This window comes from Flavobacterium sp. GT3R68 (assembly GCF_007109225.1).
In the GTDB taxonomy this organism is placed as follows: Bacteria; Bacteroidota; Bacteroidia; order Flavobacteriales; family Flavobacteriaceae; genus Flavobacterium.
On the sequence record NZ_VJZK01000001.1, the window covers coordinates 626,581 to 651,688 of the forward strand.

General features: G+C 38.9%; 20 protein-coding genes. 9 read left to right on the top strand and 11 right to left on the bottom strand.

Going from position 1 to position 25,108, the window contains the following annotated elements; all coding sequences use genetic code 11:
• Positions 1 to 6 precede the first annotated feature (6 nt).
• Together FNW07_RS02710 and FNW07_RS02715 are read left to right on the top strand one after the other, a co-directional pair.
• Positions 7 to 969: an OmpA family protein gene (locus FNW07_RS02710; RefSeq protein ID WP_126744236.1), complete on the top strand. Its 963-nt coding sequence runs from the start codon at positions 7 to 9 to the stop codon at positions 967 to 969.
• Between the two features lie 90 nt (positions 970 to 1,059).
• On the top strand, positions 1,060 to 2,097 hold the full coding sequence (locus tag FNW07_RS02715; RefSeq protein ID WP_126744275.1) for an aldo/keto reductase: 1,038 nt from the start codon (positions 1,060 to 1,062) through the stop codon (positions 2,095 to 2,097).
• 7 nt (positions 2,098 to 2,104) lie between these two features.
• Here FNW07_RS02715 and FNW07_RS02720 read toward each other — a convergent pair whose 3' ends face one another.
• The 9 genes from FNW07_RS02720 to panC all read right to left on the bottom strand — a co-directional run bounded on the left by FNW07_RS02720 (position 2,105) and on the right by panC (position 12,816).
• Entirely contained in the window at positions 2,105 to 3,493 is a 1,389-nt protein-coding gene (locus tag FNW07_RS02720) for a sorbosone dehydrogenase family protein (protein ID WP_126744237.1), read from the bottom strand.
• 113 nt (positions 3,494 to 3,606) lie between these two features.
• Positions 3,607 to 5,220: a DUF4139 domain-containing protein gene (locus tag FNW07_RS02725; RefSeq protein ID WP_126744238.1), complete on the bottom strand. Its 1,614-nt coding sequence runs from the start codon at positions 5,218 to 5,220 to the stop codon at positions 3,607 to 3,609.
• Between the two features lie 57 nt (positions 5,221 to 5,277).
• The gene (locus FNW07_RS02730; protein ID WP_126744239.1) at positions 5,278 to 7,236 is read right to left on the bottom strand and encodes a transglycosylase domain-containing protein; all 1,959 of its coding nucleotides are present in this window, start codon (positions 7,234 to 7,236) and stop codon (positions 5,278 to 5,280) included.
• A 20-nt stretch (positions 7,237 to 7,256) separates the two neighbouring features.
• A complete protein-coding gene (locus FNW07_RS02735; RefSeq protein WP_126744240.1) occupies positions 7,257 to 7,721 on the bottom strand; it encodes a hypothetical protein in 465 nt (154 codons plus the stop codon).
• Positions 7,722 to 7,867: 146 nt separating this feature from the next.
• Positions 7,868 to 9,229 (bottom strand): DNA repair protein RadA, encoded by a 1,362-nt coding sequence (radA, locus tag FNW07_RS02740; RefSeq protein WP_126744241.1) that lies wholly within the window; start codon positions 9,227 to 9,229, stop codon positions 7,868 to 7,870.
• Entirely contained in the window at positions 9,229 to 10,479 is a 1,251-nt protein-coding gene (locus tag FNW07_RS02745; RefSeq protein WP_126744242.1) for an alpha/beta hydrolase, read from the bottom strand. Before FNW07_RS02745 ends, radA begins: the two co-directional genes overlap by 1 nt.
• Before the next feature lie 63 nt (positions 10,480 to 10,542).
• Positions 10,543 to 11,586, bottom strand: coding sequence for a lysylphosphatidylglycerol synthase transmembrane domain-containing protein (locus tag FNW07_RS02750; protein ID WP_126744243.1), 1,044 nt, complete (start codon positions 11,584 to 11,586; stop codon positions 10,543 to 10,545).
• A gap of 16 nt (positions 11,587 to 11,602) precedes the next feature.
• Positions 11,603 to 11,953 (bottom strand): aspartate 1-decarboxylase, encoded by a 351-nt coding sequence (gene panD / locus FNW07_RS02755; protein ID WP_126744244.1) that lies wholly within the window; start codon positions 11,951 to 11,953, stop codon positions 11,603 to 11,605.
• Positions 11,954 to 11,967: 14 nt separating this feature from the next.
• A complete protein-coding gene (panC, locus tag FNW07_RS02760) occupies positions 11,968 to 12,816 on the bottom strand; it encodes a pantoate--beta-alanine ligase (protein WP_126744245.1) in 849 nt (282 codons plus the stop codon).
• 109 nt (positions 12,817 to 12,925) lie between these two features.
• Here panC and FNW07_RS02765 point away from each other — a divergent pair, with 109 nt between their 5' ends.
• From FNW07_RS02765 to FNW07_RS02795, 7 genes are all read left to right on the top strand, one after another.
• Positions 12,926 to 13,735 (top strand): glycogen/starch synthase, encoded by an 810-nt coding sequence (locus tag FNW07_RS02765; protein WP_126744246.1) that lies wholly within the window; start codon positions 12,926 to 12,928, stop codon positions 13,733 to 13,735.
• A gap of 13 nt (positions 13,736 to 13,748) precedes the next feature.
• Positions 13,749 to 15,467, top strand: a complete 1,719-nt coding sequence (locus FNW07_RS02770) for a DUF4270 domain-containing protein (RefSeq protein ID WP_126744247.1) — start codon at positions 13,749 to 13,751, stop codon at positions 15,465 to 15,467.
• An 8-nt stretch (positions 15,468 to 15,475) separates the two neighbouring features.
• Positions 15,476 to 17,323 (top strand): glutamine--fructose-6-phosphate transaminase (isomerizing), encoded by a 1,848-nt coding sequence (gene glmS, locus FNW07_RS02775; RefSeq protein WP_126744248.1) that lies wholly within the window; start codon positions 15,476 to 15,478, stop codon positions 17,321 to 17,323.
• A 284-nt stretch (positions 17,324 to 17,607) separates the two neighbouring features.
• Positions 17,608 to 20,460: a TonB-dependent receptor domain-containing protein gene (locus FNW07_RS02780; RefSeq protein WP_126744249.1), complete on the top strand. Its 2,853-nt coding sequence runs from the start codon at positions 17,608 to 17,610 to the stop codon at positions 20,458 to 20,460.
• A gap of 34 nt (positions 20,461 to 20,494) precedes the next feature.
• Positions 20,495 to 21,952, top strand: coding sequence for an SGNH/GDSL hydrolase family protein (locus FNW07_RS02785; protein WP_126744250.1), 1,458 nt, complete (start codon positions 20,495 to 20,497; stop codon positions 21,950 to 21,952).
• A gap of 236 nt (positions 21,953 to 22,188) precedes the next feature.
• A complete protein-coding gene (gene atpD, locus FNW07_RS02790; RefSeq protein ID WP_126744251.1) occupies positions 22,189 to 23,700 on the top strand; it encodes a F0F1 ATP synthase subunit beta in 1,512 nt (503 codons plus the stop codon).
• 66 nt (positions 23,701 to 23,766) lie between these two features.
• Positions 23,767 to 24,048, top strand: coding sequence for a F0F1 ATP synthase subunit epsilon (locus tag FNW07_RS02795; protein WP_126744252.1), 282 nt, complete (start codon positions 23,767 to 23,769; stop codon positions 24,046 to 24,048).
• Between the two features lie 303 nt (positions 24,049 to 24,351).
• On the opposite strand, the gene FNW07_RS02800 is transcribed toward FNW07_RS02795, so the two are convergent.
• Positions 24,352 to 24,558 carry a helix-turn-helix transcriptional regulator gene (locus FNW07_RS02800; RefSeq protein ID WP_126744253.1) on the bottom strand — a complete coding sequence of 69 codons (207 nt, stop codon included), beginning with the start codon at positions 24,556 to 24,558 and terminating at the stop codon, positions 24,352 to 24,354.
• 2 nt (positions 24,559 to 24,560) lie between these two features.
• Positions 24,561 to 25,073, bottom strand: coding sequence for a DUF2975 domain-containing protein (locus FNW07_RS02805; RefSeq protein ID WP_126744254.1), 513 nt, complete (start codon positions 25,071 to 25,073; stop codon positions 24,561 to 24,563).
• Positions 25,074 to 25,108 lie beyond the last annotated feature (35 nt).

Genomic DNA, 25,108 nt, shown 5'->3' on the forward strand with positions numbered 1-25,108 from the left:
CAAAAAATGATAAAAAAAGCCGCTATGGGATTTGCAGTATTGGCGTTGACCACATCATGCGTATCCAAAAAAGTGTACAACGAGCTAGAAACTAAATTCGCTGATCTGAAAAAAGAAAACCGTCATATAGCCGACCAGAATGATAGTATTTCAAAAGTAAAAAACCAATTAAATCTGGATCACATTGCTTTGAAATCTGACTATGATAAATTAAAAGCCGAGCGTGATAAACTGGCAGTGGATTATGCAGCGTCGTCTAAAAATCTGAAAACACTACAGGAGTCTTATAAGGCGCTGGAAAAAAACAGCGATGAATCGTTGCAGGCTAACATGGCTAAAAACCGTGAATTGTTGGCGCAGTTGGAATCCAAAGAAAAAGCATTGGCTGCTGAAAAAGACCGTCTGAATAAATTGAATGCCGACTTAAAAGAACGCTCAAACCGAGTGAACGAATTGGAAAGCATGATTGCTGCAAAAGAAGCCAGCATGAAGAAATTAAAAGAAACGTTGTCCAAATCGTTAAAGGCTTTTGAAGGAAAAGGACTTACGGTACAGCAGAAAGACGGAAAAGTATATGTTTCGATGGAAAACAAATTGCTTTTCGAATCAGGAAGCTGGGCAGTAGGATCGGAAGGTAAAAAAGCAGTTGTGGCTGTCGGGAAAGTATTGGGTGACAACCCTGAAATTTCTGTATTGATTGAAGGACACACTGACAACGATAAATTCGCTGGTGCGATGGGACAAATCGAAAACAACTGGGATCTTTCTACAAAAAGAGCCACGGCTATTGTAAATATCCTGTCTGAAAACAAAAGCGTTAAAAAAGATAATTTAACAGCTGCCGGTCGTGGGGAATTTGCGCCATTAATGACTAATGATACTCCGGAAGGAAAAGCAAAAAACCGTAGAATAGAAATTATTTTGACACCAAAATTAGATGAGATTTCAAAAATGCTGAACGACATTTAATCAGCTTAATATTTAGAATAAAAAAGGTTCGGGGTTTTTGCTCCGAACCTTTTTCTTTTATATCCATCCTTTGCACTTAGAATCCCGATGATGAAATACACTACGTTACCCAATACCGATATAAAAGTCAGTAAAATTTGCCTCGGAACCATGACTTTCGGGCAACAAAATTCCGAATCAGAAGCGCATTCCCAATTGGATTTCGCAATCGAAAGAGGAATCAATTTTATTGATACTGCCGAAATGTACTCCACACCGGCACGGGCGGAAACGTATGGTGTCAGTGAAGAAATTATTGGGAATTGGTTTCTAAAAACGAGAAAAAGAGAAGAGGTGGTTCTGGCAACTAAAATTGGCGGACCAAACCGCGGTTTGGAATACATGAGGGATGATTTGCAATTCAATTCCAAAACCCTCGCGCTTTCTGTGGAGAAAAGTCTAAAACGCCTGAAAACGGATTATATCGATTTATACCAATTGCATTGGCCGGAGCGCAAATCCAATATGTTTGGACAACGTGGATTTAAAATACAGCACGATGAATGGGAAGATAATTTTCAGAAGGTTTTAGAAGATTTGCACGATTTAATCCAACAGGGAAAAATTAAAAATATCGGGGTTTCCAATGAAACGCCGTGGGGCTTGATGCGTTTTTTGGAAGAAGGCAGAAAGCATGATTTGCCCAAAGTAGCTACGATACAAAATCCGTATTCGCTGTTGAACCGTACTTTTGAAGTAGGGCTTTCAGAGGTATGCCACCGTGAAAATGTGGGTCTACTGGCGTATTCTCCAATGGCTTTTGGGGTTTTGTCGGGAAAATTCCTGACAGGCGAATCCCATCCTAATGCCAGAATAAATCTGTTTCCGCAATTTTCGAGATACAACAGTCCGAACGCCCGGGAAGCTTCCAAAAAGTATAGTGAAATAGCGAAAAAATTTGGCTTGACCCTAACCGAATTATCGTTGGCTTTTATCGAGCACCAGTCTTTCGTGTCCAGTACAATCATTGGCGCCACCAACTTAAAACAGCTTGAAGAGAATATCAATACAATTGAAATTACAATGACCGAAGAGGTGCTTCATGAAATTGAAAACATCCAAAACCTGATTCCGAATCCGGCACCTTAGCGGAAAATTAGTTTACGGTTCTATCGGTGATTTTCAATTTGGAAGTAAAGTTCCGGCCATTCGAATCTTTTATCGAAACCAGATAAATGCCGTTTTTTAATGAACTAGTATTGATAGCATCATTTTCAGTTACTAACGTTTGGGTGGACAATGATTTTCCGGTCAGGTCTGAAATGATTGCAGTCAAAGGGAAATCGATATTCGTTGTTTTGATAAACACATTTGAATTCGCCGGGTTTGGATACAACATGAAATTTTCTTTGCTATTGTCATTTACACCCAAATTTGTGTCTACTAATTTATAAATGATACCGGAACTCCCACCGGCCAGATACAATTCCCCATTTTGGTCTTCGCCAAAAGAAGTGAAATTCCCCGAAAAAGTATTTGACCACGTAATTACTGCCGACGAATTTAACATCCCGATCCTATTGTTGCAATAATCAGCAAAAAAATAATTGTTCTGGAAGTCGGGATATAAAGAACCCGTATAAACATAACCGCCGGTAATCGAACATCCACCTGTTGCCGCATGCGTGTATTGTGCAATGGGCATTGTCATTGTACCAATAGGAGCGCAGCCTGCGGTATTGTAGGGTGACGTTCCTTCATAACATCGCCACCCGAAATTCAAACCCGGAGTTAAAGGAGCGGTGATTTTATTGATTTCTTCGACCGCATTTTGACCTACGTCCGCAATCCATAAATCACCATTCAGCCGATTAAAAGAAAATTTCCATGGATTCCGGAGTCCGATTCCCCAAATCTCATCATTCCCGGAGATAACTGCATATGGATTTGCTGGTGGAATTCCATACAAGGCTCCTGAATTGACATCAATCCGTAACATTTTACCTAAGTTTTCATTGATGTTTTGCGCCCGATTTTCGGGATCACCTCCACTGCCCCCATCTCCCATTGCAATGTATAAATAACCATCCGGACCAAATCTGATGCTGCCACCATTGTGGTTGGAATAAGGCTGGGCAATGGTCAATAAAATAGTTCCGGTTGCAGGATTGGCAATATCTGGGTTTCCTGAATCCACAGAATATCGCGCAATTATGGTGTTTCCTGAAATGTTTGTATAATTAACATAAAAATAACCGTTGCCCGCATAATTGGGATGAAATGCCAATCCTAATAATCCCCTTTCTCCACCTGTAGAAATGGTTGCTGTAGTAAGAGTTAAAAAATTAGTTCCATTTGTAGTTCCGTTACTGTTCAAAATCTTTATGGCACCGCCTTGTTCGACAACAAACAGTCTGGCATCTGCTGCAGGGTGAGCAATCTCCACCGGAGCAGTAAAACCCGAAGCAAAAGGGGTAACGCCAATGGTTTGCGAAAAAGCAAAGAAGAATAGTAATAAGCTGAAGAAAGTAAAAATCGTTTTCATGGTTATGAAATTTTGACTTTGACTTGTAAATTTAATCAAAACCCTTTCAAAACCCTAATCTTTTATATATGAATCGATTACAGCTGAAAACGATTTTTACTTTTTTTAAAAACTTATAAATTTGCTATAATCTTATCTTTTGGATATTTCACTTTATAACTGATGCGGATTTTTTTGGTTTCATTGGGTTTTAAATTAAGATCCCAGGTCAGGATGGCGGTTTCAGCATTCACTTTCGCGCCGTCTTTCTGAAGTAATTCTATTTCTATTTCCTTGTCGGTACTTAACGGATACTGGTCTTCCACTTTCAGTGAGATCGCTTCTTTTTTATTGTTCCGAATTGTAATATCATACGTAAACGTTTGTTCTTTTTTGCCTGATAAAAACTTGGTGCCTGACTTATCCACAATCTTTTCACGGGTAATCGATACTTTCTTATCTCGGCCCATGCTCAGGTTTAAAGTATCTGAAGTCTGGTTCGGATCTACCATCGTTTTTCCGACATACATGCCTTCAAAAATGATGTTGGCTTCCCCTTTAAGTAAATTGTATTTACCGTAATCGGTAATTTCTGCCAAGAGGAACGCTTCCTTGTCCAGTTTTGGTGCCGCATAATATTTATAGGTCGCAGGTAATTTGATTTCTTTCAGAGCTACGCTGTGTATTTTCCCGTTCGATAAAATATCGTACGGAATGTCAATGTCAAAGGACACATTCAGTTGATTTTCATTTATAGTTGTGTAGTTCGTAACAGAAGATCCAAGCGATTTGTCTTTCCTTTTAATTCCCATACTTGTTACAACCTCTTGCATTTGCGGTTTCGCCGCTTCAGTATCGTAAGCATATGCATATGGCTGTCCCTGATAGCTCAAAAACCATGGATTTATAGTCGGAGTCTGATTGTTTTGATTGGGCAATCCACTGAACAAGGTCAGCTTCACCTTTTTCCAGTCAATACCGGTATTTTGAACGACCTGCGCTTTATACATCATGTTGATAGGTGCGGTTACGCTCTCTGTTCGTAAATCGTAAAAAGGAATCCAACTCGCATTATTGGTCAGGTACGAAATTTCCAAAGGTACATTGCCTGCGATTTCATTCATCACCTGCAAGACCAATTTTCCGGATGAGGTTTTTTCTTCCTTACTCGTGTCAATTTCCAATTTGTTGTTGAGTTTTACCAGAATATCATTTAGTTTTTTCTCTTTTTCAGTTAACGTGTTGATCATATTGCTGGTTTCGGTTCTTTTGGCCTTGTAGTAATCCACCATTTTTATCAGTTCCGCCACATCCAGTCCGGAATTGGAACCCGTCACTTGTTGATTTTTATCCAGAAGCTCAATGGTTTTGACTTCCGAATTCCTGGCATTGATGACTTTTTCCAATTCTTTTTGTACCAAAGTTATACTGTCCTTTACTTTTTTTGTGGCAGGTGAATTCCCGTCTATCTCATATTCCGAGATGTAATCGTTGGTAAATTGGACTGAAAGTACTGTCACGTTGGAAGGTGCGCCTATCTGAATCGAACTTTCGTTCAAATAGTTGGCTACGTTTTTAACAACGATTTCATGCGTTCCTACAGGAATATTGACATTGATTGTTTGCGAAATTTCTGCCGCGTTGAAATAAACGGTAGCTGATTTTGCTTTGGCAGAAGTAAAAATGGGTTTTTGGGCGAAAAGCATTCCTGAAAGTAACAGCATGCAAAATAGAAGGATCTTTTTCATCTTTGATTTTTTTATCTATTAGTATAGATGCCCTAATCAATCAAAAGGTTGGGAAGGTCAGAAATTAAATTCTTCAACAGACATCGTGTCCAGCTGCTGAAGGTTTAGCTCTTTGATTCTTAAATGTGATCTCGCAGTTCCGGAAATCATTATTGGTAATTGATAAATAGTGTCTTCAGAAGTGATGATTCCCCGGCGCAGCATCAGGTTCCGGATAAATATATCGCGTTTGATGGCATACGGTTTCAGGTTTCCTTCATCGTTGAACTGATACATAAATTTTCTCGGGCTCGGAATAATATTTGCCAAAAACAAGCATTCGTTAATGGATAGTTCTGTCGGTGTTTTTTGAAAATAAAAATTGGAAGCTTCCCCAATCCCGTATACATTTGGACCCCATTCAATGATATTAAAATAGACTTCAAGCATACGTTCCTTACTGGCAATCCGGTTATTTTCCAGAATGTAAACCAGCAGGATTTCCTCGAGTTTTCGGGACAATGTTTTTTCACGGGTCAGAAAGACATTTTTTACCAATTGCATACTGATGGTACTCGCGCCTCGGGAAAATTTCCTCGTCCGGATATTTTTCACAATAGATTGTTTGAAAGCCTCGTTGATAAACCCCTTGTGGGAAAAGAAAGACGGGTCTTCAGTGGTCAGCACAGATTTTTGCAGATATGGTGAAATTTGGTCCAGTGGCGTATAATTTGGATTCGCATTCCCGACCAACACCGGTCGCTGGGGCACATCGTTGATGATAGCATGGTATATGAATTCCCCGTTGAGTTTGTTGAGGTTGGCATCCCCATATTTTACTATTTTCAGACCTTCTTTATGCAGTTTACTGTCAAAAACCACGGCGTCAGGTTTGTTGTCATTGAACAGAAAATCCAATTGGTAATCAAAATTCCCTTCGGCTTCCATACCTTCAAAATGGGTAAAAAGACCTTCCGGCAGCGAAGTGATAAAATCTTGTGCCCTCATTTTTGGAATGGCAATTTTCAGTTTATAGATTTTATCTTTTTCGTTATTGTATTCGACAAATGGACGAAATTTAATTTTGTTAAGCGTGGCCACAGAACTACTGTCAATCGCCATAAAGTGTTCCCCGAAGAGCAAGTGATAATCAAAACGCGCATTTTTGATAACCACATCTTTCTGTGCAATTTTCGGATGGTTCACGGTAAAATTGGAAATCGAAGTAAAGCCGTCAATCTGCAATTCATCGCCATCCTTGTCAATATTGCTGACATTTAAGCGGATCGAATCAAAACTGGCTTTTAGATTATACCGCTCATCGAAATACGGAACTTTAATTTTTCCGGTATCGATATTAAAAAACCGGATGTCGGTTTTTTTGTTTCTGGAATCCACAAATCCCTTAATTCTCCAGCGTTGGGTAAATGTATTGGTCTGCACCCGGATGGAAGTTTCCATTTGCTTGTCGGCCAACGAGAGTTTATTCAGGCGCATGGTAGCCCTTTTGCCCATATCGTCCATGCGCAGGGTAAGATTTTCCAATTGCATTTCGGTTGGAACCAAATTGAGTGCGGTGTTCAGCAAATCATACGCTAACTCGGCATAATTGGTTTTCGTATCTTTAATGGTGGTGGTTTTCTTTTTTTTGGGTAAAAAAGCATCAAAGTTCCGTCCGTTGGCAGTTTTTACCAATTGGGCAAAACCATTTTTAGCTTCAAGGCTTTCCAGTTGAATGTTTCCGGCCATCAATTGCCACAGGTTGATGTGGGTTTTAATGCTTTCTATACGAAACAGTGTGTCTGCTTTTTTGGGAACCAGAACTACATCTTCCATATGGATGGTCGCAAACCCGTCAAACTGTGCTTTTTTTACTGAAAAATCGCTGTCGTAATCCTGTTCCATTTTGTAGGAAACTTTAGCGATTACCTGTTGCAGAACAGCATCACGAAATAGTATGAGAGTAATAACAGCAAACCCTATGGCAATGCCCAGTATTTTGAGGAAGAGAAAAATATTTTGCTTCTTGGTTCTCATTTTTTAATTTGAGATTCAGTTTATTTTGCTACTGCAACATTCAAACCCACGCCAAGTACATTAGGTAAATAGGGTCCCTGCTTGAAAGCATGTGAAATAATAATTTTATAATTTCCTTTTTGGAGTTTGACTTTTTCTTTAATTTTTAATTCCAGATCACAAACATCACCACTACAATCGGCCAAATCTTTTCCGGAAGCATCTTTCATGACTAAATCTATGGAGCATTTTTCTTCTTTCCCCGCTGGGTCTATGATCGTGATAGTAATAGGGACACTTTCATATTGGTAATCATAAACATGGCCGAATTTTAAAAAGACATCATACGCTTTTGAATCGGTAATCGTAAATTCAAATTCTTTGGCATTCTTTGATTCCCATCGATTACTTGGGAAATCATCGTAAAATTTACTGTATAAGTTGGCATCATTACAAGAAGTAAGAACAGTAAACAGACTAAAAAGCAGGATGGTTAATTTTTTCATATTTAATAGAAAGGAAATAATACTTTATGGCAAAAGCATTTTGTTAAATTTATATAGAAAATAATCAATAAAGTTAATGATATTAAAAATGAGAATATCACAAACAAACGTTAGGGTCTTTTTTGAGAAATAAAATTCAAATTATTTTACCCAAATAATTCGCTGGCGACATCTTCGATTTTTGAAACGAGGCGTACCTTTATTAACGTATTTTTGAGTGAAATCTTATTGTATTTGGATATGAAAATAGTAGAAAAACCGAGTTTTTCAGCTTCCTGAATCCTTTGTTCAACGCGGTTTACCGGACGAATCTCTCCCGAGAGACCTACTTCTCCCGCAAAACAGAAATCCTTGCTTACAGGAATGTCTTCATTAGAGGATAAAATTGCTGCAACAACAGCTAAATCAATAGCGGGATCATCCACTGAAATACCTCCTGTGACATTTAAAAATACATCTTTGGAACCCAAATGGAATCCGGCTCTTTTTTCAAGGACGGCTAAAATCATATTCAGACGTTTGGCATTATAACCGGTTGTGCTCCTTTGTGGCGTTCCATAAACCGCAGTGCTTACCAATGCCTGAATTTCAATCATCAGCGGGCGCATCCCCTCCAATGTGGTGGCAATGGCGGTTCCTGAAAGTGCCGAATCATTATGGGAAATCAGGATTTCTGACGGATTTGCCACTTCGCGCAGTCCGCTTCCCTGCATTTCATAAATACCAATTTCCGCGGTGGAACCAAAACGATTTTTGAGCGAACGCAAAATTCGGTACACATGATTGCGATCTCCTTCGAATTGAAGGACGGTATCAACCATATGTTCCAGGATTTTCGGTCCTGCAATGGCGCCATCTTTCGTAATATGTCCGATTAATATCACCGGAACGCCGGTTTCTTTTGCGAATTTTATCAGTTCAGCGGTCGTCTCGCGGATTTGGGAAATGCTTCCGGCAGCTGATTCAATATAATCGGTGTGTAAGGTTTGAATGGAATCAATGATTACAATTTCCGGTTCGATTTCTTCAATCTGCCGAAAAATATTTTGCGTTTTGGTTTCGGTCAGAATATAACAATTGTCGCCGTTGCGGGTAATCCTTTCGGCCCGCATTTTAATTTGTTTCTGGCTTTCTTCCCCCGAGACATATAAGGTTTTATAGGGCAGTTTTAAAGAAATCTGAAGCAACAGCGTACTTTTTCCGATACCGGGCTCGCCACCTAAAAGGATTAGTGAGCCGGGAACAATTCCGCCACCAAGCACCCGGTTTAATTCACCGTCGCAAGTATCCAGTCGGATTTCTTGGGTGGAATCAATTTCGTTTATTTTTAAAGGCCTTGAGGCTTTTTTAGTGTCGGATGAAGAGGCTTTCCAAGCTACTTTTTCTTCTTTCTGAATAATTTCTTCAGCAATAGTATTCCATTCTTTGCAGGCATTGCATTGTCCTTGCCATTTTGCGTATTGTGTTCCGCAACTCTGACAAAAAAACGAGGTTTTTACTTTAGCCATTATTCTGCTTTTTTCTCTTCTTTAGGTTCTTCCACTGGTGTGTCAACTGGCTGATCCGTTGCGGGTTCTGCCACAGGTTCCTGGACAGGCTCTTTTCCTTTTTTTGCAAACGTTTTCTTTAAAGTATCGGCTTTGTCAAGCATCATGTCTTTAGTAAGACTGCCAATTTCTTCTTTTTGAAATGCTGCTTTATAGTATTTAACAGCATTTTTGTTATCACCTTTTTTCTCAAACATCATCGCTAAATGATAGTCAGCCAACATGGCTTTCGGATAGCTTTTTCGGGCCATTATGGATAGCGCATCGAAATCGTTATAGTCTTTGTTTTTTAGGATTGCGGCTTCAATGGCACGGAAATCATTAATACGGATAGGCATTTTGATACCTAATGATTTTTCGATCACATCGTATTTTTTTTCTAAATATTCTGAATAGCCCGATGGCATTGTGGCAATTTTTTCATTGAATTCAACCATAGAAATAGGCTGGTATATTGAAAAAAACTGATATAGGGCATTCGGAATAGAATACAACACTAAAGAATAGTGAGATGCTCCTTTAAATTCGTCAAATCGGTAATTTAAAGTCGGTTTTTTAATCAATTTGGCTTCGGAATCCAGTTTTTGAATTTTCTCCTGCATTTTCTTAACATCGCCATCTGCGGTCGAATGGTAGTAATAAATTGGTTTGGCAATCAAACCTATGCGTTCAGGGATCTGTTCCTCCATTCCTGGAGCCAAATCCGGGCTTAAGGAAATGTAGGCATCAAATAAAGGGACATCTTTATATAAGAAAAAATTCAAAAATCCCGCTGTAATATCATGTCCGGCTATAATTTTGAAAGGGGCAATTCGATAATTTTTTTGGATGGCTGGCAGTAATTCCTGTCCGATGAATTCAAAGAATTTTTCTCCTTTTTCTGTCGGAAGTCCGGTGTCCTTATCAACCGTACAGTCTGATTCCCGTTCGTTATTTTTGTTTTGACTAATCCCAACAATAATTACTTCAGGCAAATCATCCCAATAAGCACCATAACTAAAGGCGCCCTGAAATGGGTCCATTAAGTAGTCTCCGTCCAGCAGAACGACAAGGGGATATTTTTTGGTTTTGTTTTTCTCGTAAGAGGCTGGAAGGGAAATGTGAATTTCTCTTTTTTCTTTGAGTTTTTGAGAATCAATCGTATCAGTTATTTTTTGAGAAGAGGCAGTAAATGAGACTGTAAAAAACAGCAGAAAAAATAGATATTTCATTGATAATGTGGTTGGTTTTTAATAAATCTGTCAGATTAAAAAACAGAGCAGCAATATAATAAATTATTTGCTTCTATTGAAAAACGGTAACAGTAAAAAAGAAATCCCGCCTAAGAACACTAAAAGAAACATTTGTGAGGTCCATACAATCCAGCCAAAGGCATTTCCGGCAGTTTCTGCAATACCATAGAAAACCAGGATTTTCGCTATTAAAAAAGGATATGACCCAAAACCGCTGTTGGTAAATGCAATAGCGATACTTCCAACGACAAAAGAGGTAATAACGGGTCCCAAGCTGAGGTTGCTTGTTTCCGGAATCACAAAAATACCGATATAAAACATCACGATATAAGAAAACCAAATAAAGACGGTATGGGCTAAATAAGCCCATTTCTTTTTCATATACACCAAACTAAGAAGCCCTTCCTTAACCCCGGAAACTTTTTCTTTAATAGTGGCGATGAATTTTGATTTTGAATAAATAAAAACCAAAATCATCCCAAACATCAAAATGCCGGCAATGACCGCTAATGCCAATAGTTTTTGCATCGGGATTTTATCCAATATAAACGCTTTGACCACATCAAACTGAAGAAAAAAGGCTAAAATTATAAACAATAGCAAAATCAGCATATCAATGATTCTCTCAGCTACGATGGAACCGAAACCTTTGTCAAAAGGAATGTCGTTGTATTTTTTTAAAATTAGGGCACGAGAGATTTCCCCAGATCTTGGAATGGTCAGGTTCATCAGATAGCCAATGGAAACCGCCATAAAATTATTGGCAAATGAGGTTTTGTACCCCATGTGTTCCAGTGAATATTTCCATCGATACGCTCTGGAGGCACTGCCTAAAAATGCAATAAAAATGGAAAGATAGATGCAATTGTAGTTGGCGTTGGCAAAATGGCTTTTTATCTCAGCCAGTTGTTCGGCAGAAAATTTGTTGTAGGTATACACAATAATAAAAACACCCAATAAAAAAGGCAGCAGAATAGACAGCCATTTCCTGGTCAATCGAGTAATACGGGATGTTTTGGTAATTTCCTTAAGATCTTTATGAACCGCAATGGGGTTTTTCGCTGAATCGGACGAAGGATTATTCATAGCGGTCGAGTGAAAATTAAGTCAGAGAATTGTCTTTTTCGTTAGGAAACACTAAAGTAGGCTTGAAGGTTTTGGCTTCTTCAAAATCCAGTATTCCATAGGAAATAATAATGATAACATCTCCCTTTTGAACCCGTCTTGCCGCGGGTCCGTTTAGTGTAATATCACCACTATTCCGATTTCCTTTGATTGCGTACGTTTCCAGACGCTCGCCATTATTGATGTTTACGATAGCCACTTTCTCCCCTTCGAGGATATTGGACGCTTCCATCAAAGCTTCGTCAATAGTGATGCTCCCGATATAATTTAAATCGGCTCCTGTTACCGTAACACGGTGTATCTTAGATTTTACAACTTGAATTTGCATGGTGCAAAGTTAATTTAATTTAATGAAATAGTATCTATCAATCGGATGTTGTTCACAAAAACAGCGATGAAAGCACGATATTTCCTGTTTTTGCTCTTTCGTAAACACGGTAATAAGGTGGCTTCGTCGGCAATTTGAAAATATTCCAATTTGAAATCAGTTTCTCTTTCAAATTTGTTTGCGACCCATTCCTTAATATTTTCAGCACTTTTCGTGCCAAATTTAGCTTTGGCATCCAATAATGTCTGGTAGATGATGGCTGATTTCTGTTTTTCATGGGCAGATAAGCGTTCGTTTCGGGAACTCATTGCCAGGCCATTGGATTCTCTGAAGATATGGCAACCCACCACATTTACTGGTAGTTGCTCCTTTTCCACCATTTTTCTGACAATCTGCAACTGTTGGAAATCCTTTTCTCCGAAATACGCATTTGTGGGTTGAATGATTTCAAAAAGACGTTTTACAATTGTACCCACACCGTCAAAATGCCCTGGTCTGAAGGCGCCTTCCATTTGGTTTTCCAATCCGTCAAAATCAAAATGTTCAGAAATCGTTTTCCCCTCGTAAATATCATCCACCTTCGGCGCGAAAACAAGGATGGATTCGTTTAATGATTTTATTTTCTGCACATCGCTTTCCAATGTGCGCGGGTATTTTGCCAAATCCTCGTTATTGTTGAATTGGGTAGGATTGACAAAAATACTTATGATGGTAATGGTGTTATTTTGTAAGGATTCTTGAAGCAAAGACAAGTGTCCCTGATGCAAAGCGCCCATCGTCGGAACAAATCCGATTGTTGTTTTAGGGTAAGAAATAGATTTTAAATGCTCTTTTAAAGCTACTTGTCTATCGAAAATGAGCATGGTCCGTTTTTTAAAATAAAATGCAAACTTAAGATTTTAGTTAATAACTGCATAAAATTTTGTAATTTTGCATGTTTTTTATTGATAATAAGTAATACTAAATTATAATATGGAGGATAAGAGGATATTGTATGTATCATCTGAAGTAGTGCCCTATTTAGCTGAAAACGAAGTTTCGCTGATGTCGTATGACGTGCCGAAAATGATCAATGATCAGGGTGGCCAGATCAGGATTTTCATGCCAAGATATGGAAATATCAACGAGAGACGGCACCAGCTGCACGAAGTGATCCGTTTGTCGGGGATGAATTTAGTGGTAAACGATTTGGATATGCCGTTGATTATTAAGGTAGCTTCTATTCCGAAAGAACGGATTCAGGTTTACTTTATTGACAATGATGAATACTTTAAAAGAAAAGCCACATTTACCGATGAGGAAGGGGTTTTGTATCCTGATAATGATGAAAGAGCAATTTTCTTTGCCAAAGGCGTAGTGGAGACCGTAAAAAAACTCAACTGGGTTCCTGATATTATCCATGTTCACGGTTGGATGGCCAGTATGCTGCCTATTTATATGAAGCATTATTATAAAGATGAAGCTTTATTTGCTGATACTAAGATTGTAACTTCTGTTTACAGCCAGTCATTCGACGGTACATTAGATCCGGAAATGATAAATAAAGTGAAGTTCGACGGAATTCCGGATGACGCTGTTGCGTATTTGGAAACTCCTGATTATGAAAACATCATCAAGGCATCCATTTTACAGTCGGATGCGGTAATTATAGCTTCGGATAATCTATCATCAAGTTTAACAAAATTTATAGAATCTTCGAACAAACCTTTTTTACCTTTCGCCCCGAAAGATAGATTCGCTGAAGCGTACACTGATTTCTATAAAAACACTGTTCTAAAATAATTTAAAGATAAATATGCAAAACACTTCTTTTTTTAAACTAACGCTGGTTGCTCTAATTGCCGTTTTCTTTGCTTCCTGCGATAAAGATTATAATGAAGTCGGTTCAGATATCATTGGAGACGATCATTTCGGTCTTGTGGAAGATAATACAACGACCGTTGTGGCCTACAATCAGAGCCTAGGCGCAGTACAATCCAACAACCTTCCAATCAATGCGTTAGGATATTATGAACATCCTGTTTTTGGAAAGACTACGGCCAGTTTTTTAACCCAGGTTGGATTACAAGCTGCTAATCCTACTTTTGGAGTGACTCCAACAGTAACTAGAGTAGAGCTTTCAATCCCGTATTACAGTACTTTAACAAAAACCCTTGAAGATGGGGCTCATACATATGAATTGGATTCTGTATATGGAGGATATGGTAATAATTTTAAATTAGGTGTTTATGAATCTAAGTATTACTTAAGGGATTATGATGCGGCAACTGGATTTCAGGAGGTGCAAAAGTATTATTCTGATCAGGCATCTGATTTTACAATCAACCCGACCCGTTTAAATGACGACACCATAAGTCCAACCCAAAACGATGAATTTTTCTTCAGTAACGGAGAAATCGTAACCCAGGAGATCGACGAACATGGAGAAGCAAAAGAGGTACGTTCCGCTCCGAGAATGCGACTGAACCTTAATGCGACATTTTTTCAAGACAAAATTTTTGGAGCTGGAGCAGCCGGAAAATTGATAAATAACAATACTTTTCAGGAATATTTCAGGGGGTTGTATTTTAAAGCAGAAACCACATCCGAATCTACAAATCCGGGAAGTTTGGCAATGCTGAATTTCAAAGCGGGAAAAGTGACTATATCTTATAAGGTTTTTGTTGCCGAGGTGCCTGCCAATGGTACCACAGCTGCAATTCCTGCACATTGGGATGACAAGAAACTGGTGCTTGATTTAGGCGGAAATACGGTTAATGTATTCGAAAACGAATATAATCCCGCTTATGTATCAAGCTTTACATCGCCAGATAAAATTGCTGGAGATCCATTGCTTTATGTAAAAGGTCAGGCGGGATCAATGACGGTAATCGAACTTTTCAGTAATACTGATGTTAATCAAGGATATGACGCGAACGGAGTGCTGATCCCAGGGTCTAATAACGTTTCAGACGAACTGGACGCCTTGCGACACCCGGCCAACGGAAAACAACGTTTAATAAATGAAGCCAATCTGTCATTTACCATCGATGCTGCGAAAATGGACGGTTCGCCGGAACCAAACAGGGTTTATCTGTATGATCTGGATAACAAGAGACCACTGATTGATTACTATTCTGACAATTCCCTTAGTGCCAATCCCAAATTTAACAAAGTGGTTCATGGAGGTATTATCGAAACGAAAACTGTTACAATCGCCGGTGTGAAACAGAAAAAAGGAATCCGTTATAAAATCCGATTGACCAATCATATCAGAAACCTGGTGAAGAACGATTCAACCAATGTGAGATTAGGATTGGTAGTGACCGAAGATATTAAAACGGTTACTTCCGGGGTGCTGCGAAATTCATTCAATGTAAATCCTACCCCGGAATTTGAGAATCCGTTTACAGTGGACCGTGTGCCATTATCTTCGATAATCAATCCGTTGGGGACTGTGCTGTATGGCAGCAATCCTTCAGTACCTGTTAACCAAAGATTAAAACTTAGAATTTATTATACTGAACCTAAATAATTCAAATTATGTGTGGAATTGTAGGATATATAGGATTTAGGGAAGCATACCCTATTATAATTAAAGGATTAAAAAGATTAGAATATAGAGGGTACGATAGTGCCGGAATTATGCTGTACGACGGAGAGAACCTCAAACTTTGTAAAACCAAGGGAAAAGTTTCTGATCTGGAGGAGAAATCTCATAGAGAAATTACACCGAACGGAACTATCGGGATCGGTCACACTCGTTGGGCCACGCACGGGGTTCCAAATGATGTTAATTCGCATCCGCATGCTTCCAATTCAGGTAATCTGGTGGTGATCCATAATGGAATCATTGAGAATTATGCACCGCTAAAAAAAGAATTAATCAACAGAGGATACGTTTTCCACTCGGATACGGATTCAGAGGTTTTGATTAACCTTATTGAGGAAGTTCAAAAGAAGGAAAATCTTAAATTGGGTAAAGCCGTCCAAGTAGCTTTAAACCAAGTAGTAGGTGCTTATGCGATTTGTGTTTTCGATAAAAAGAAACCGGACGAAATCGTCGTAGCCCGTTTAGGAAGTCCTTTGGCGATCGGAGTAGGAGAAAACGAATATTTTATTGCTTCTGATGCTTCGCCGTTTATCGAATATACATCCAATGCCATTTATCTGGAAGATGAAGAAATGGCTGTTGTGCGTTTGAATAAACCGTTAAAAATAAGAAAAATTAAGGACGATACCTTAGTTGATCCCTATATCCAGGAATTGAAAATGAACCTGGAGCAAATTGAAAAAGGCGGTTACGATCACTTTATGCTAAAGGAAATCTACGAACAGCCAAGTGTTATTAAAGATACTTACAGAGGAAGGCTTCATGCTAATTTGGGGTTAATCCAAATGGCTGGGGTCGAGGATAATTTGGAAAAATTCCTGAATGCCAACAGAATTCTTATCGTTGCCTGCGGAACTTCCTGGCATGCTGGGTTGGTGGCAGAATATATTTTTGAAGAATTTACAAGAATACCTGTTGAAGTAGAATATGCCTCTGAATTCAGATACAGAAACCCTATCATCAATCCAGGTGATATTGTTATTGCAATTTCTCAATCCGGAGAAACAGCAGATACGCTGGCTGCGATTAAATTAGCCAAAGAAAGAGGGGCTTTCGTTTTTGGTGTTTGTAATGTGGTGGGTGCATCTATTTCTAGAGAAACGCATGCGGGAGCTTACACACATGCCGGACCGGAAATCGGGGTAGCTTCTACAAAAGCTTTTACAACCCAAATCACGGTGTTGACTATGATTGCATTGCGTTTGGCTAAGGCTAAAGGAACCTTGACTACTTCAGATTTCCATCGTTATTTGCAGGAATTGGAAATTATCCCTGAAAAAGTTGCCGAAGCATTGGAAACCAATGAAAAGGCAAAAGAGATAGCCGAAGTATTTAAAGATGCGCCAAATTGCCTGTACTTGGGAAGAGGTTATAACTTTCCTGTAGCTTTGGAAGGGGCGTTGAAACTAAAAGAGATTTCATATATCCATGCAGAAGGATATCCGGCTGCCGAAATGAAACACGGACCAATTGCCTTGATTGACGAACATATGCCGGTAATTGTTATTGCGCCCAGACAAGGGCACTATGATAAGGTAGTAAGTAATATACAGGAAATTAAGTCAAGAAGCGGAAAAATTATAGCCGTTGTAACAAAAGGCGATACACAAGTAAGAGATTTAGCGGATTATGTAATTGAAATCCCCGATACTGCAGATGCATTGTCGCCGTTATTGACTACGATACCATTACAATTGCTTTCGTATCACATTGCAGTATTGAGAGGTTGTAATGTTGATCAGCCAAGAAATTTGGCCAAATCGGTAACTGTGGAGTAAAACGGTTTAACTATTTATAAAAAGCGGGATATAATATCCCGCTTTTTTTGTGGCTGAAATATTTTAAATTTATTTTCTACTATTTTTTGTATGTTATAGGTACGCATACTATGGGTTTTTCGGTCAAAGTGTTAAAAAAATGATAAAATTAAAGTAAAGGTGCTTTAATTTTGAAATTACCTCATTTTAACAGGATTACAGATATTTAAATTTTTTAGGTCTGTTTTTAGTAATCTCAAATTAATTTGTACTTTGGCTTGATAAACAAACAAAATTCTAACCAAATGAGAGTGTATTTACTTATTTTGTCATTGTTTTTTTGTGGCATAACCTTTGCCCAAAATGCAGTAACAGGCACAGTTACAGACAGTAACAATCAACCGGTTTTCGGGGCCAACATCAAAATCGTGGGTAGTTCCGCAGGAACGGTAACAGATGTTGATGGAAAGTTTCGGTTCACCACAGCTGATAAGCCGCCATACGTAATCGAAGTTTCCAGTGTCGGATACGCATCCCAGAAAATTAACATTACAGAAAACAATCAAAATGTTAACGTTGCTCTTGTTGAACAAGAAACTTTATTGGATGAAATTGTAGTTTCGGCATCGAGAACTCCTGAACGGGTTATTGAATCACCTGTAACCATTGAAAGAATGGGAATTAAGGAAATCAAATCTACTACCGCAGTGACATTCTATGATGGTATGGAAAATATGAAGGAAGTGCATTTCAATACCAGTAGTATGTCCTTCAAATCGGTAAATACCCGTGGTTTTGCTTCTGTAGCGAATACTCGTTTTATGCAATTGGTGGACGGAATGGATAATTCCTCTCCCGCATTGAACTTTGTTTTAGGAAACTTAATTGGACTTTCCGAATTGGATGTGGCCAGTGTGGAATTATTACCGGGAGCTTCATCGGCATTGTATGGAGCCAACGCCTTTAATGGTATTTTGTTTATGAACAGCAAGAGTCCTTTTACTCATCAGGGTATCAGCACCTACATGAAATATGGTCGGACTACCCAGAAAACCGCCGGAACAAATGACTATTATGATTTTGGAATTAGAGCCGCAACTGCTTTCAGTAAGCATTTTGCAGCAAAAGCCAATTTAAATATCATGAAAGGAACCGAATGGATAGCGTCTGATAAAAGAAATATTGTCAACGGAGGTGTTTTAGCCAATCCTGATGCTATCGGACATGCTGTAAACCCAAATTATGACGGTCTAAACGTCTATGGGGATGAGATTTCTACCAACTTAAAAGGAGTAGGAGTATCATTGGCTAATATGGGATTAATTCCAGCGGCAGCTGTCAATTTATTGCCAAATTCAAATGTGAGCCGGACAGGTTACGAGGAAAAGGATTTGAGTGACAATAAAGTGGAAAGTGTTAAAGCCGATTTTTCTTTGCATTTCAAACCTTGGGCCAATGATTTCGAAATTATTTTGCAACATAAAGTTGGTTTAGGAAATACGGTTTACCAAGGTGCGAACAGATACTCTCTGAAGAATTTCTTTATGAACCAGACGAGATTAGAAGTGAAAGGTAAAAACTTTTTTGCAAGAGCCTATATGACAGCAGAGGATGCAGGAGATTCGTATGATACCCGTTTTGCGGCATGGAACGTGAACCGCGCTTGGAAAAGTGACAACACTTGGTTTGGTCAATATGCCGGAGCGTATATCCAATCCACGTTAGGTGGTCAGACACCTGAACAGGCACATGCTACTGCAAGACAGGTAGCTGATTCAGGCAGATTCATGCCTGGAACACCAGAATATCAAGCAGCTTTAGCAGGAATTATTCAGGATGCTGACTTTACTAAAGGAGCTAAATTTGTGGATAAATCCAAAATCTATCATGGAGATGCAAATTATAATTTCAAAGATCTTATTCATTTTGCGGAATTCCAGGTAGGTGGATCAGCAAGAGAATATGTGATGGATTCTGAAGGTTCAATCTTTACAGATTACGACAAGCCTATAAAATATAGTGAATATGGCGTTTATACTCAGGTTCAAAAGAAATTAATAGAAGAGAGATTGAAATTAACGGGTTCTATCCGTTACGATAAATCCAAAAATTTCGACGGCAATATTTCACCAAGACTATCGGTTGTGTATTCCGCCGGAGCGGCAAAAAGACATAATTTCAGAGTTTCTTACCAAACCGGTTTCCGTAATCCAACAACTCAAGATCAGTATATTGGACTTGATTTAGGGCCGTTTGCATTAATCGGATCTGCGCCTGAAAACTTAGACCGTTATGTGGAAACACGAAATGTTAGTGCTCCTGGTCAATTGCTTGGAAATGGACCAACTGTGGAATTGTCTGGGCAAAACGCATATTTTAATTCATACACAGTTACTTCAGTTCAAGCTTTTTCTGCTGCATTAAGTGCAAATCAAGCCGATCCTCAAGGAGCTTCAGATTTACTTGTAGTAGCAACTCCGGGGTTTGTGAAACCAGAAAAGGTACAGGCTTTCGAAGTAGGGTATCGTTCGGTAGTGAAAGAGTTTTCAGTTGACATCAATGGATATTATAACATTTATAATGACTTCTTGAATACGGCCAATGTTATTGCTCCTTATTATGGCGATGTTAACACACCTATTGATTTCTCTAACGCTACAACGTTAAATCCATTTTTTGCATTAACAAATGGCGACCGAAGAGTGTTCCAGGTCTATACGAATTCTAAATCAGAAATAACTTCAACAGGATTCGGAATAGGTTTATCTAAGAAAGTATACAAAGATTTTGAAGTGGGAGTGAACTATAATTTTGCTGAATTTAAATTTGACCAGGCAAGCGACCCAAGCTTCGAAGCAGGATTCAATACTCCAAAACACAGAGTCAAAGCATCGTTAGGTAATGCTAATTTGTTTAAAAATATCGGTTTCAATATGAACGTGAGATGGAATACGGAATACTTATGGCAATCTTCATTTGTTGACGGAAAGGTTCCTGAGAACACGGTATTTGATGCACAGGTGAATTGGGCTATTCCGGTAATTAAATCTGTTCTTAAAGTGGGTGCTACCAATTTGTTTGGAAAAGATTACATTCAGGTTGTGGGAGCGGGAGAAATTGGACATCAATGGTTTGCGTCTCTAACAATCAATCCTTAACTCCTTAAATCACTAACATAAAAAACATAGGATTATGATAAAAAATTTCAAATGGCTGCTATTGGTTTCCTTAACCTTTATGGCATGTGACAGTAATGATGATGATACTGTAACGGATGTACCCGTAACTTCCGGTTCGGCGGATTTTTCAAAATATGTGGCATTGGGTGATTCTTTTGCTGCAGGATATAGTGATAATGCATTGTTCAGAGCCGGACAGGAAGGGGCTTACACTAATATTTTAGCGCAGCAGTTTATGGCTGCAGGTGGTGGGGATTTCGCTATTCCTTTAATGGCTGACAATGTTGGAGGATTTTCATCAGGAGGTGTTCAGATACCTCAATTCCCAACCCGACTGTTTTTTAACGGTTCGGCTCCTGTAAATGTACCTGGTGTTTCCGGGGAAATTTATGGTACGGTACTGGCGGGGCCCTTCAATAACATGGGTGTTCCCGGTGCAAAGAGTTTTCATTTGGCATATCCTGGATATGGAACTGTCAATCCATATTTTGGACGTTTTGCCTCATCTGCTGGAGCGAAAATAATTGATGATGCGGTTGCACAGGATCCTACATTTTTCTCTTTATGGATTGGTGGTAACGACGTATTGTCGTATGCTACTTCCGGAGGTGTTGGTGTGAACCAGACAGGGAATTTTAATCCGGCAACGTACGGAAGCAATGATATTACAGATCCAAACGTTTTCGCAGGGGCTTTTACCGGACTGGTAACAGCATTGACCGCGAACGGTGCAAAAGGCGTTGTGGCGAATCTCCCATACGTAAATACATTGCCTTACTTTACTACGGTGCCTTACAACCCGGTCCCATTGGACACTGCGACTGTAGGATTGTTGAGCAGCGCAAGCGGTTACGGTACTTACAACGGTGGTATTCAGTTTGCTTTGGCAAATGGTTTGATTTCTGCTGCTGAGGCAGCTCAGAGAACCATTACCTTTCATGTTGGTGCCGGAAATGCAGTTGTTTTAACCGATAGTTACTTGACCAACTTAACAGCATACGGAATCCCGTCATACAGACAGGCAACCAGTGCAGATTTGATAATACTTCCGGCGAGAACCTTTATTGGTACTTCTGTAGGAGGAAATCCAACATTGATTAATGGGGTGTCTGTTCCATTAGCTGATCAGTGGGTGCTTTCTAAAAATGAAATTTCGGAAGTGAAAACAGCTACCGATGCTTACAATACAACTATAGAGTCAGTTGCTACGGCAAACGGATTGGCATTTGTAAATGCAAAAGCCGTAATGGATCAATTGGCGACACCTGCCGGTGTTGCGTTTGGAAGCTATACGATGTCTACTACGTATGTGACCGGAGGAACGTTTTCTTTAGATGGTGTTCACCCTTCTCCAAGAGGATATGCGCTGATTGCCAATAAATTTATTGAGGCGATCAATGCAAAATACGGATCGACATTAAGACTCGTAGAGTCACAAAACTACCGAATCCTTTATCCGATGGCTTTGTAATAAATGTAATAAAAATCCATAAAAAACCACCGATTCTTATTGGTGGTTTTTTTATGCAATCTATTTTCTAAAACGGTATTCTTTTGTTTGCGTTCGATTTACAAACAATGCTGTAAAAAAATCATATTTTTTTATCAAAATAGTGTTGATTTTATATTATAAAAAATTATCTTTGCACTCTGAAAAAAGAGGTGTTTTTCATAAACCTAAATAGCTATTTAATAAATACATAAGCAATGTCAAAAGTAATAGGAAAAGTTTCACAGATCATCGGGCCAGTAGTTGACGTAGTTTTCAACGGTAAAGATGTAGAGCTTCCAAAAATTTATGATTCATTAGAAATCACTAAGAAAGACGGTACTTTATTAGTACTTGAAGTACAATCTCACATTGGTGAAAATACAGTTCGTACGATTTCTATGGACTCAACTGATGGTTTAAGCAGAGGTTATGAAGTGGTTGGAACAGGAAATCCAATCAAAATGCCAATCGGTGCGGACATTTACGGGCGTTTATTCAACGTAATCGGAGATGCTATCGACGGATTGGGAGAATTGCCTAAAACAGGTGAAAACGGAATGTCAATTCACCGTCCGGCACCAAGATTCGAAGATTTATCTACTTCTTCTGAAGTTTTATTTACCGGTATTAAAGTAATCGATTTGATTGAGCCTTATGCAAAAGGAGGAAAAATCGGATTGTTCGGTGGTGCTGGAGTTGGTAAAACAGTATTGATTCAGGAGTTGATCAACAATATTGCAAAAGGTCACGGTGGTCTTTCTGTATTCGCAGGAGTAGGAGAAAGAACACGTGAAGGAAATGACTTACTTCGTGAGATGTTGGAGTCAGGAATTATCAAATACGGTGAGGAATTCATGCACTCTATGGAAAATGGAGGATGGGATCTGTCTAAAGTTGATAAATTAGGAATGAGAGATTCAAAAGCGACTTTCGTTTTTGGACAAATGAATGAGCCTCCTGGAGCCCGTGCACGTGTGGCACTTTCAGGATTGTCTATTGCGGAATACTTCCGTGACGGAGCAGGAACTGACCAAGGAAAAGATGTATTGTTCTTCGTGGATAACATCTTCCGTTTTACACAAGCAGGTTCAGAAGTGTCTGCCCTTTTAGGTCGTATGCCATCTGCAGTAGGATACCAACCAACGTTGGCTACTGAAATGGGGGCGATGCAAGAGCGTATTACTTCAACAAATAAAGGTTCTATTACTTCAGTTCAGGCGGTTTACGTTCCTGCGGATGATTTAACGGATCCGGCACCGGCAACAACGTTTGCTCACTTAGATGCTACAACGGTATTGTCTCGTAAAATCGCTGAGTTAGGTATCTATCCTGCGGTTGACCCGTTGGATTCTACTTCAAGAATTTTGACTCCTCAGATCTTAGGGAATGAGCATTATGATTGTGCGCAAAGAGTAAAAGAAATTCTACAGAAATACAAACAATTACAAGATATCATCGCGATCCTAGGTATGGAAGAATTATCAGAAGATGATAAATTAGCCGTATCAAGAGCGCGTCGTGTACAACGTTTCTTATCTCAGCCATTCCACGTAGCGGAACAGTTTACAGGTTTGAAAGGAGTATTGGTTGATATTAAAGATACCATCAAAGGATTCAACATGATCATTGATGGAGAATTGGATCACTTGCCTGAGGCAGCATTCAACTTGAAAGGGACAATCGAAGAAGCGATTGAAGCTGGAGAAAAAATGTTGGCAGAAGCTTAATATAAATTATGAATTATGGGTTATGAGTTATCATAGCCCATAACTTATAACTCATAACTCAAAAAAATGATTTTAGAAATAGTATCACCAGAGGCAAAATTATTTTCAGGAGAAGTAACTTCAGTTACCTTGCCTGGAATTGACGGAAGCTTTCAAATATTGAATCATCACGCACCGATTGTTTCTATCTTAGGAAAAGGAATTGTGAAGATTGCAGCACCTAGTTTTAAAATAGGTAAAGATGTAGCCGGGAAATTCACCAAAGTGGACGACCAGCACTACACCCTTGCAATTGCTTCCGGTACAATTGAAATGAAAGACAATAAAGTAATTATTTTAGCCGACTAACGACTACCATAATCCACTATAATGAAAAGCCTGACGTCACTGTCAGGCTTTTTTATTTTGGAGCTGTTTCCGGCTATCCGTTGTAATCTTTTGCTTTTTAAAGAAAAAAGCAAAAGGATTTCCACTTCTATCCGGGCTAGAATCCGAAAGAACCCAAAACCGCTGTGAGATTGTACCAGTGTTGTTTGTAAATTAGTCTATTGTCAGTTCGAGCGCAGTCGAGAACCCAATCTCGACTGCGCTCGATTTGACAAAACATATTGGACTACTATATAATATGATACATAAACTGTCGCAACGCGCTTACTCTTTTACATACTCCATAATATCACCCGGCTGGCATTCCAAAATATCACAAATCGCCTCCAACGTCGAAAACCGGATCGCTTTCGCTTTTCCGGTTTTCAGTATAGAAAGATTGGCCGTGGTAATACCCATTTTTTCAGCGAGTTCATTCGACCGCATCTTGCGTATGGCCAGCATTACATCCACATTGATGATGATTGGCATAATTAGATTGTTAATTCATTTTCCTCTTTCATGGTTTTAGCCATTTTGAATACTTCGCTCAAAACCATAAAAAATAAACCTAAACTGGCGGTAAATAAAAAGGAACTGAATCCGCCTCCGAACTCTACAGCCATGTCACCCTTAGTTCTTACATTGTAGATTAAAGCGGGTATTCCTGTCAAAAAAGATGCAAACATGAAATTAAGTCCTACCTGATGTAATAACAAAATTATTTTTTCATCGAAAATTATTCTGTTGGAAAACAGGACTAATAATTTTCGGAGCTGATAAATTGCATAAACAAAAAAACAATAGGCAATAACCCCAAGGACTAAAATGATTCTTGTTGTCCAATCGATAACCAGTATTTTTTCGCCATTTATTTTAATCGGAATGTCCATCGCCTCATCGCTAAAAAACATAAACGGAATAAAAAGTGCCAGTCCAATAATTCCAATAATTGAAAAAACCCAGAATACATCTAATAGGGTTTTTAAAATGTTTAATTTTTTCATATTTAATTGATTTGTTAATTATGGCAAATATATAA

Bases quoted from the DNA above. Each gene is read 5' to 3' on its own strand.
- FNW07_RS02715 (WP_126744275.1), top strand. From the start codon at position 1,060: ATGAAATACACTACGTTACCCAATACCGATATAAAAGTCAGTAAAATT.
- panD (WP_126744244.1), bottom strand. From the start codon at position 11,953: ATGCAAATTCAAGTTGTAAAATCTAAGATACACCGTGTTACGGTAACA.
- atpD (WP_126744251.1), top strand. From the start codon at position 22,189: ATGTCAAAAGTAATAGGAAAAGTTTCACAGATCATCGGGCCAGTAGTT.
- FNW07_RS02725 (WP_126744238.1), bottom strand. From the start codon at position 5,220: ATGAAAAAGATCCTTCTATTTTGCATGCTGTTACTTTCAGGAATGCTT.
- FNW07_RS02800 (WP_126744253.1), bottom strand. From the start codon at position 24,558: ATGCCAATCATCATCAATGTGGATGTAATGCTGGCCATACGCAAGATG.
- FNW07_RS02770 (WP_126744247.1), top strand. From the start codon at position 13,749: ATGCAAAACACTTCTTTTTTTAAACTAACGCTGGTTGCTCTAATTGCC.
- FNW07_RS02750 (WP_126744243.1), bottom strand. From the start codon at position 11,586: ATGAATAATCCTTCGTCCGATTCAGCGAAAAACCCCATTGCGGTTCAT.
- panC (WP_126744245.1), bottom strand. From the start codon at position 12,816: ATGCTCATTTTCGATAGACAAGTAGCTTTAAAAGAGCATTTAAAATCT.
- FNW07_RS02720 (WP_126744237.1), bottom strand. From the start codon at position 3,493: ATGAAAACGATTTTTACTTTCTTCAGCTTATTACTATTCTTCTTTGCT.
- FNW07_RS02730 (WP_126744239.1), bottom strand. From the start codon at position 7,236: ATGAGAACCAAGAAGCAAAATATTTTTCTCTTCCTCAAAATACTGGGC.
- FNW07_RS02710 (WP_126744236.1), top strand. From the start codon at position 7: ATGATAAAAAAAGCCGCTATGGGATTTGCAGTATTGGCGTTGACCACA.
- radA (WP_126744241.1), bottom strand. From the start codon at position 9,229: ATGGCTAAAGTAAAAACCTCGTTTTTTTGTCAGAGTTGCGGAACACAA.
- FNW07_RS02780 (WP_126744249.1), top strand. From the start codon at position 17,608: ATGAGAGTGTATTTACTTATTTTGTCATTGTTTTTTTGTGGCATAACC.
- FNW07_RS02805 (WP_126744254.1), bottom strand. From the start codon at position 25,073: ATGAAAAAATTAAACATTTTAAAAACCCTATTAGATGTATTCTGGGTT.
- FNW07_RS02735 (WP_126744240.1), bottom strand. From the start codon at position 7,721: ATGAAAAAATTAACCATCCTGCTTTTTAGTCTGTTTACTGTTCTTACT.
- FNW07_RS02745 (WP_126744242.1), bottom strand. From the start codon at position 10,479: ATGAAATATCTATTTTTTCTGCTGTTTTTTACAGTCTCATTTACTGCC.
- FNW07_RS02765 (WP_126744246.1), top strand. From the start codon at position 12,926: ATGGAGGATAAGAGGATATTGTATGTATCATCTGAAGTAGTGCCCTAT.
- FNW07_RS02795 (WP_126744252.1), top strand. From the start codon at position 23,767: ATGATTTTAGAAATAGTATCACCAGAGGCAAAATTATTTTCAGGAGAA.
- glmS (WP_126744248.1), top strand. From the start codon at position 15,476: ATGTGTGGAATTGTAGGATATATAGGATTTAGGGAAGCATACCCTATT.
- FNW07_RS02785 (WP_126744250.1), top strand. From the start codon at position 20,495: ATGATAAAAAATTTCAAATGGCTGCTATTGGTTTCCTTAACCTTTATG.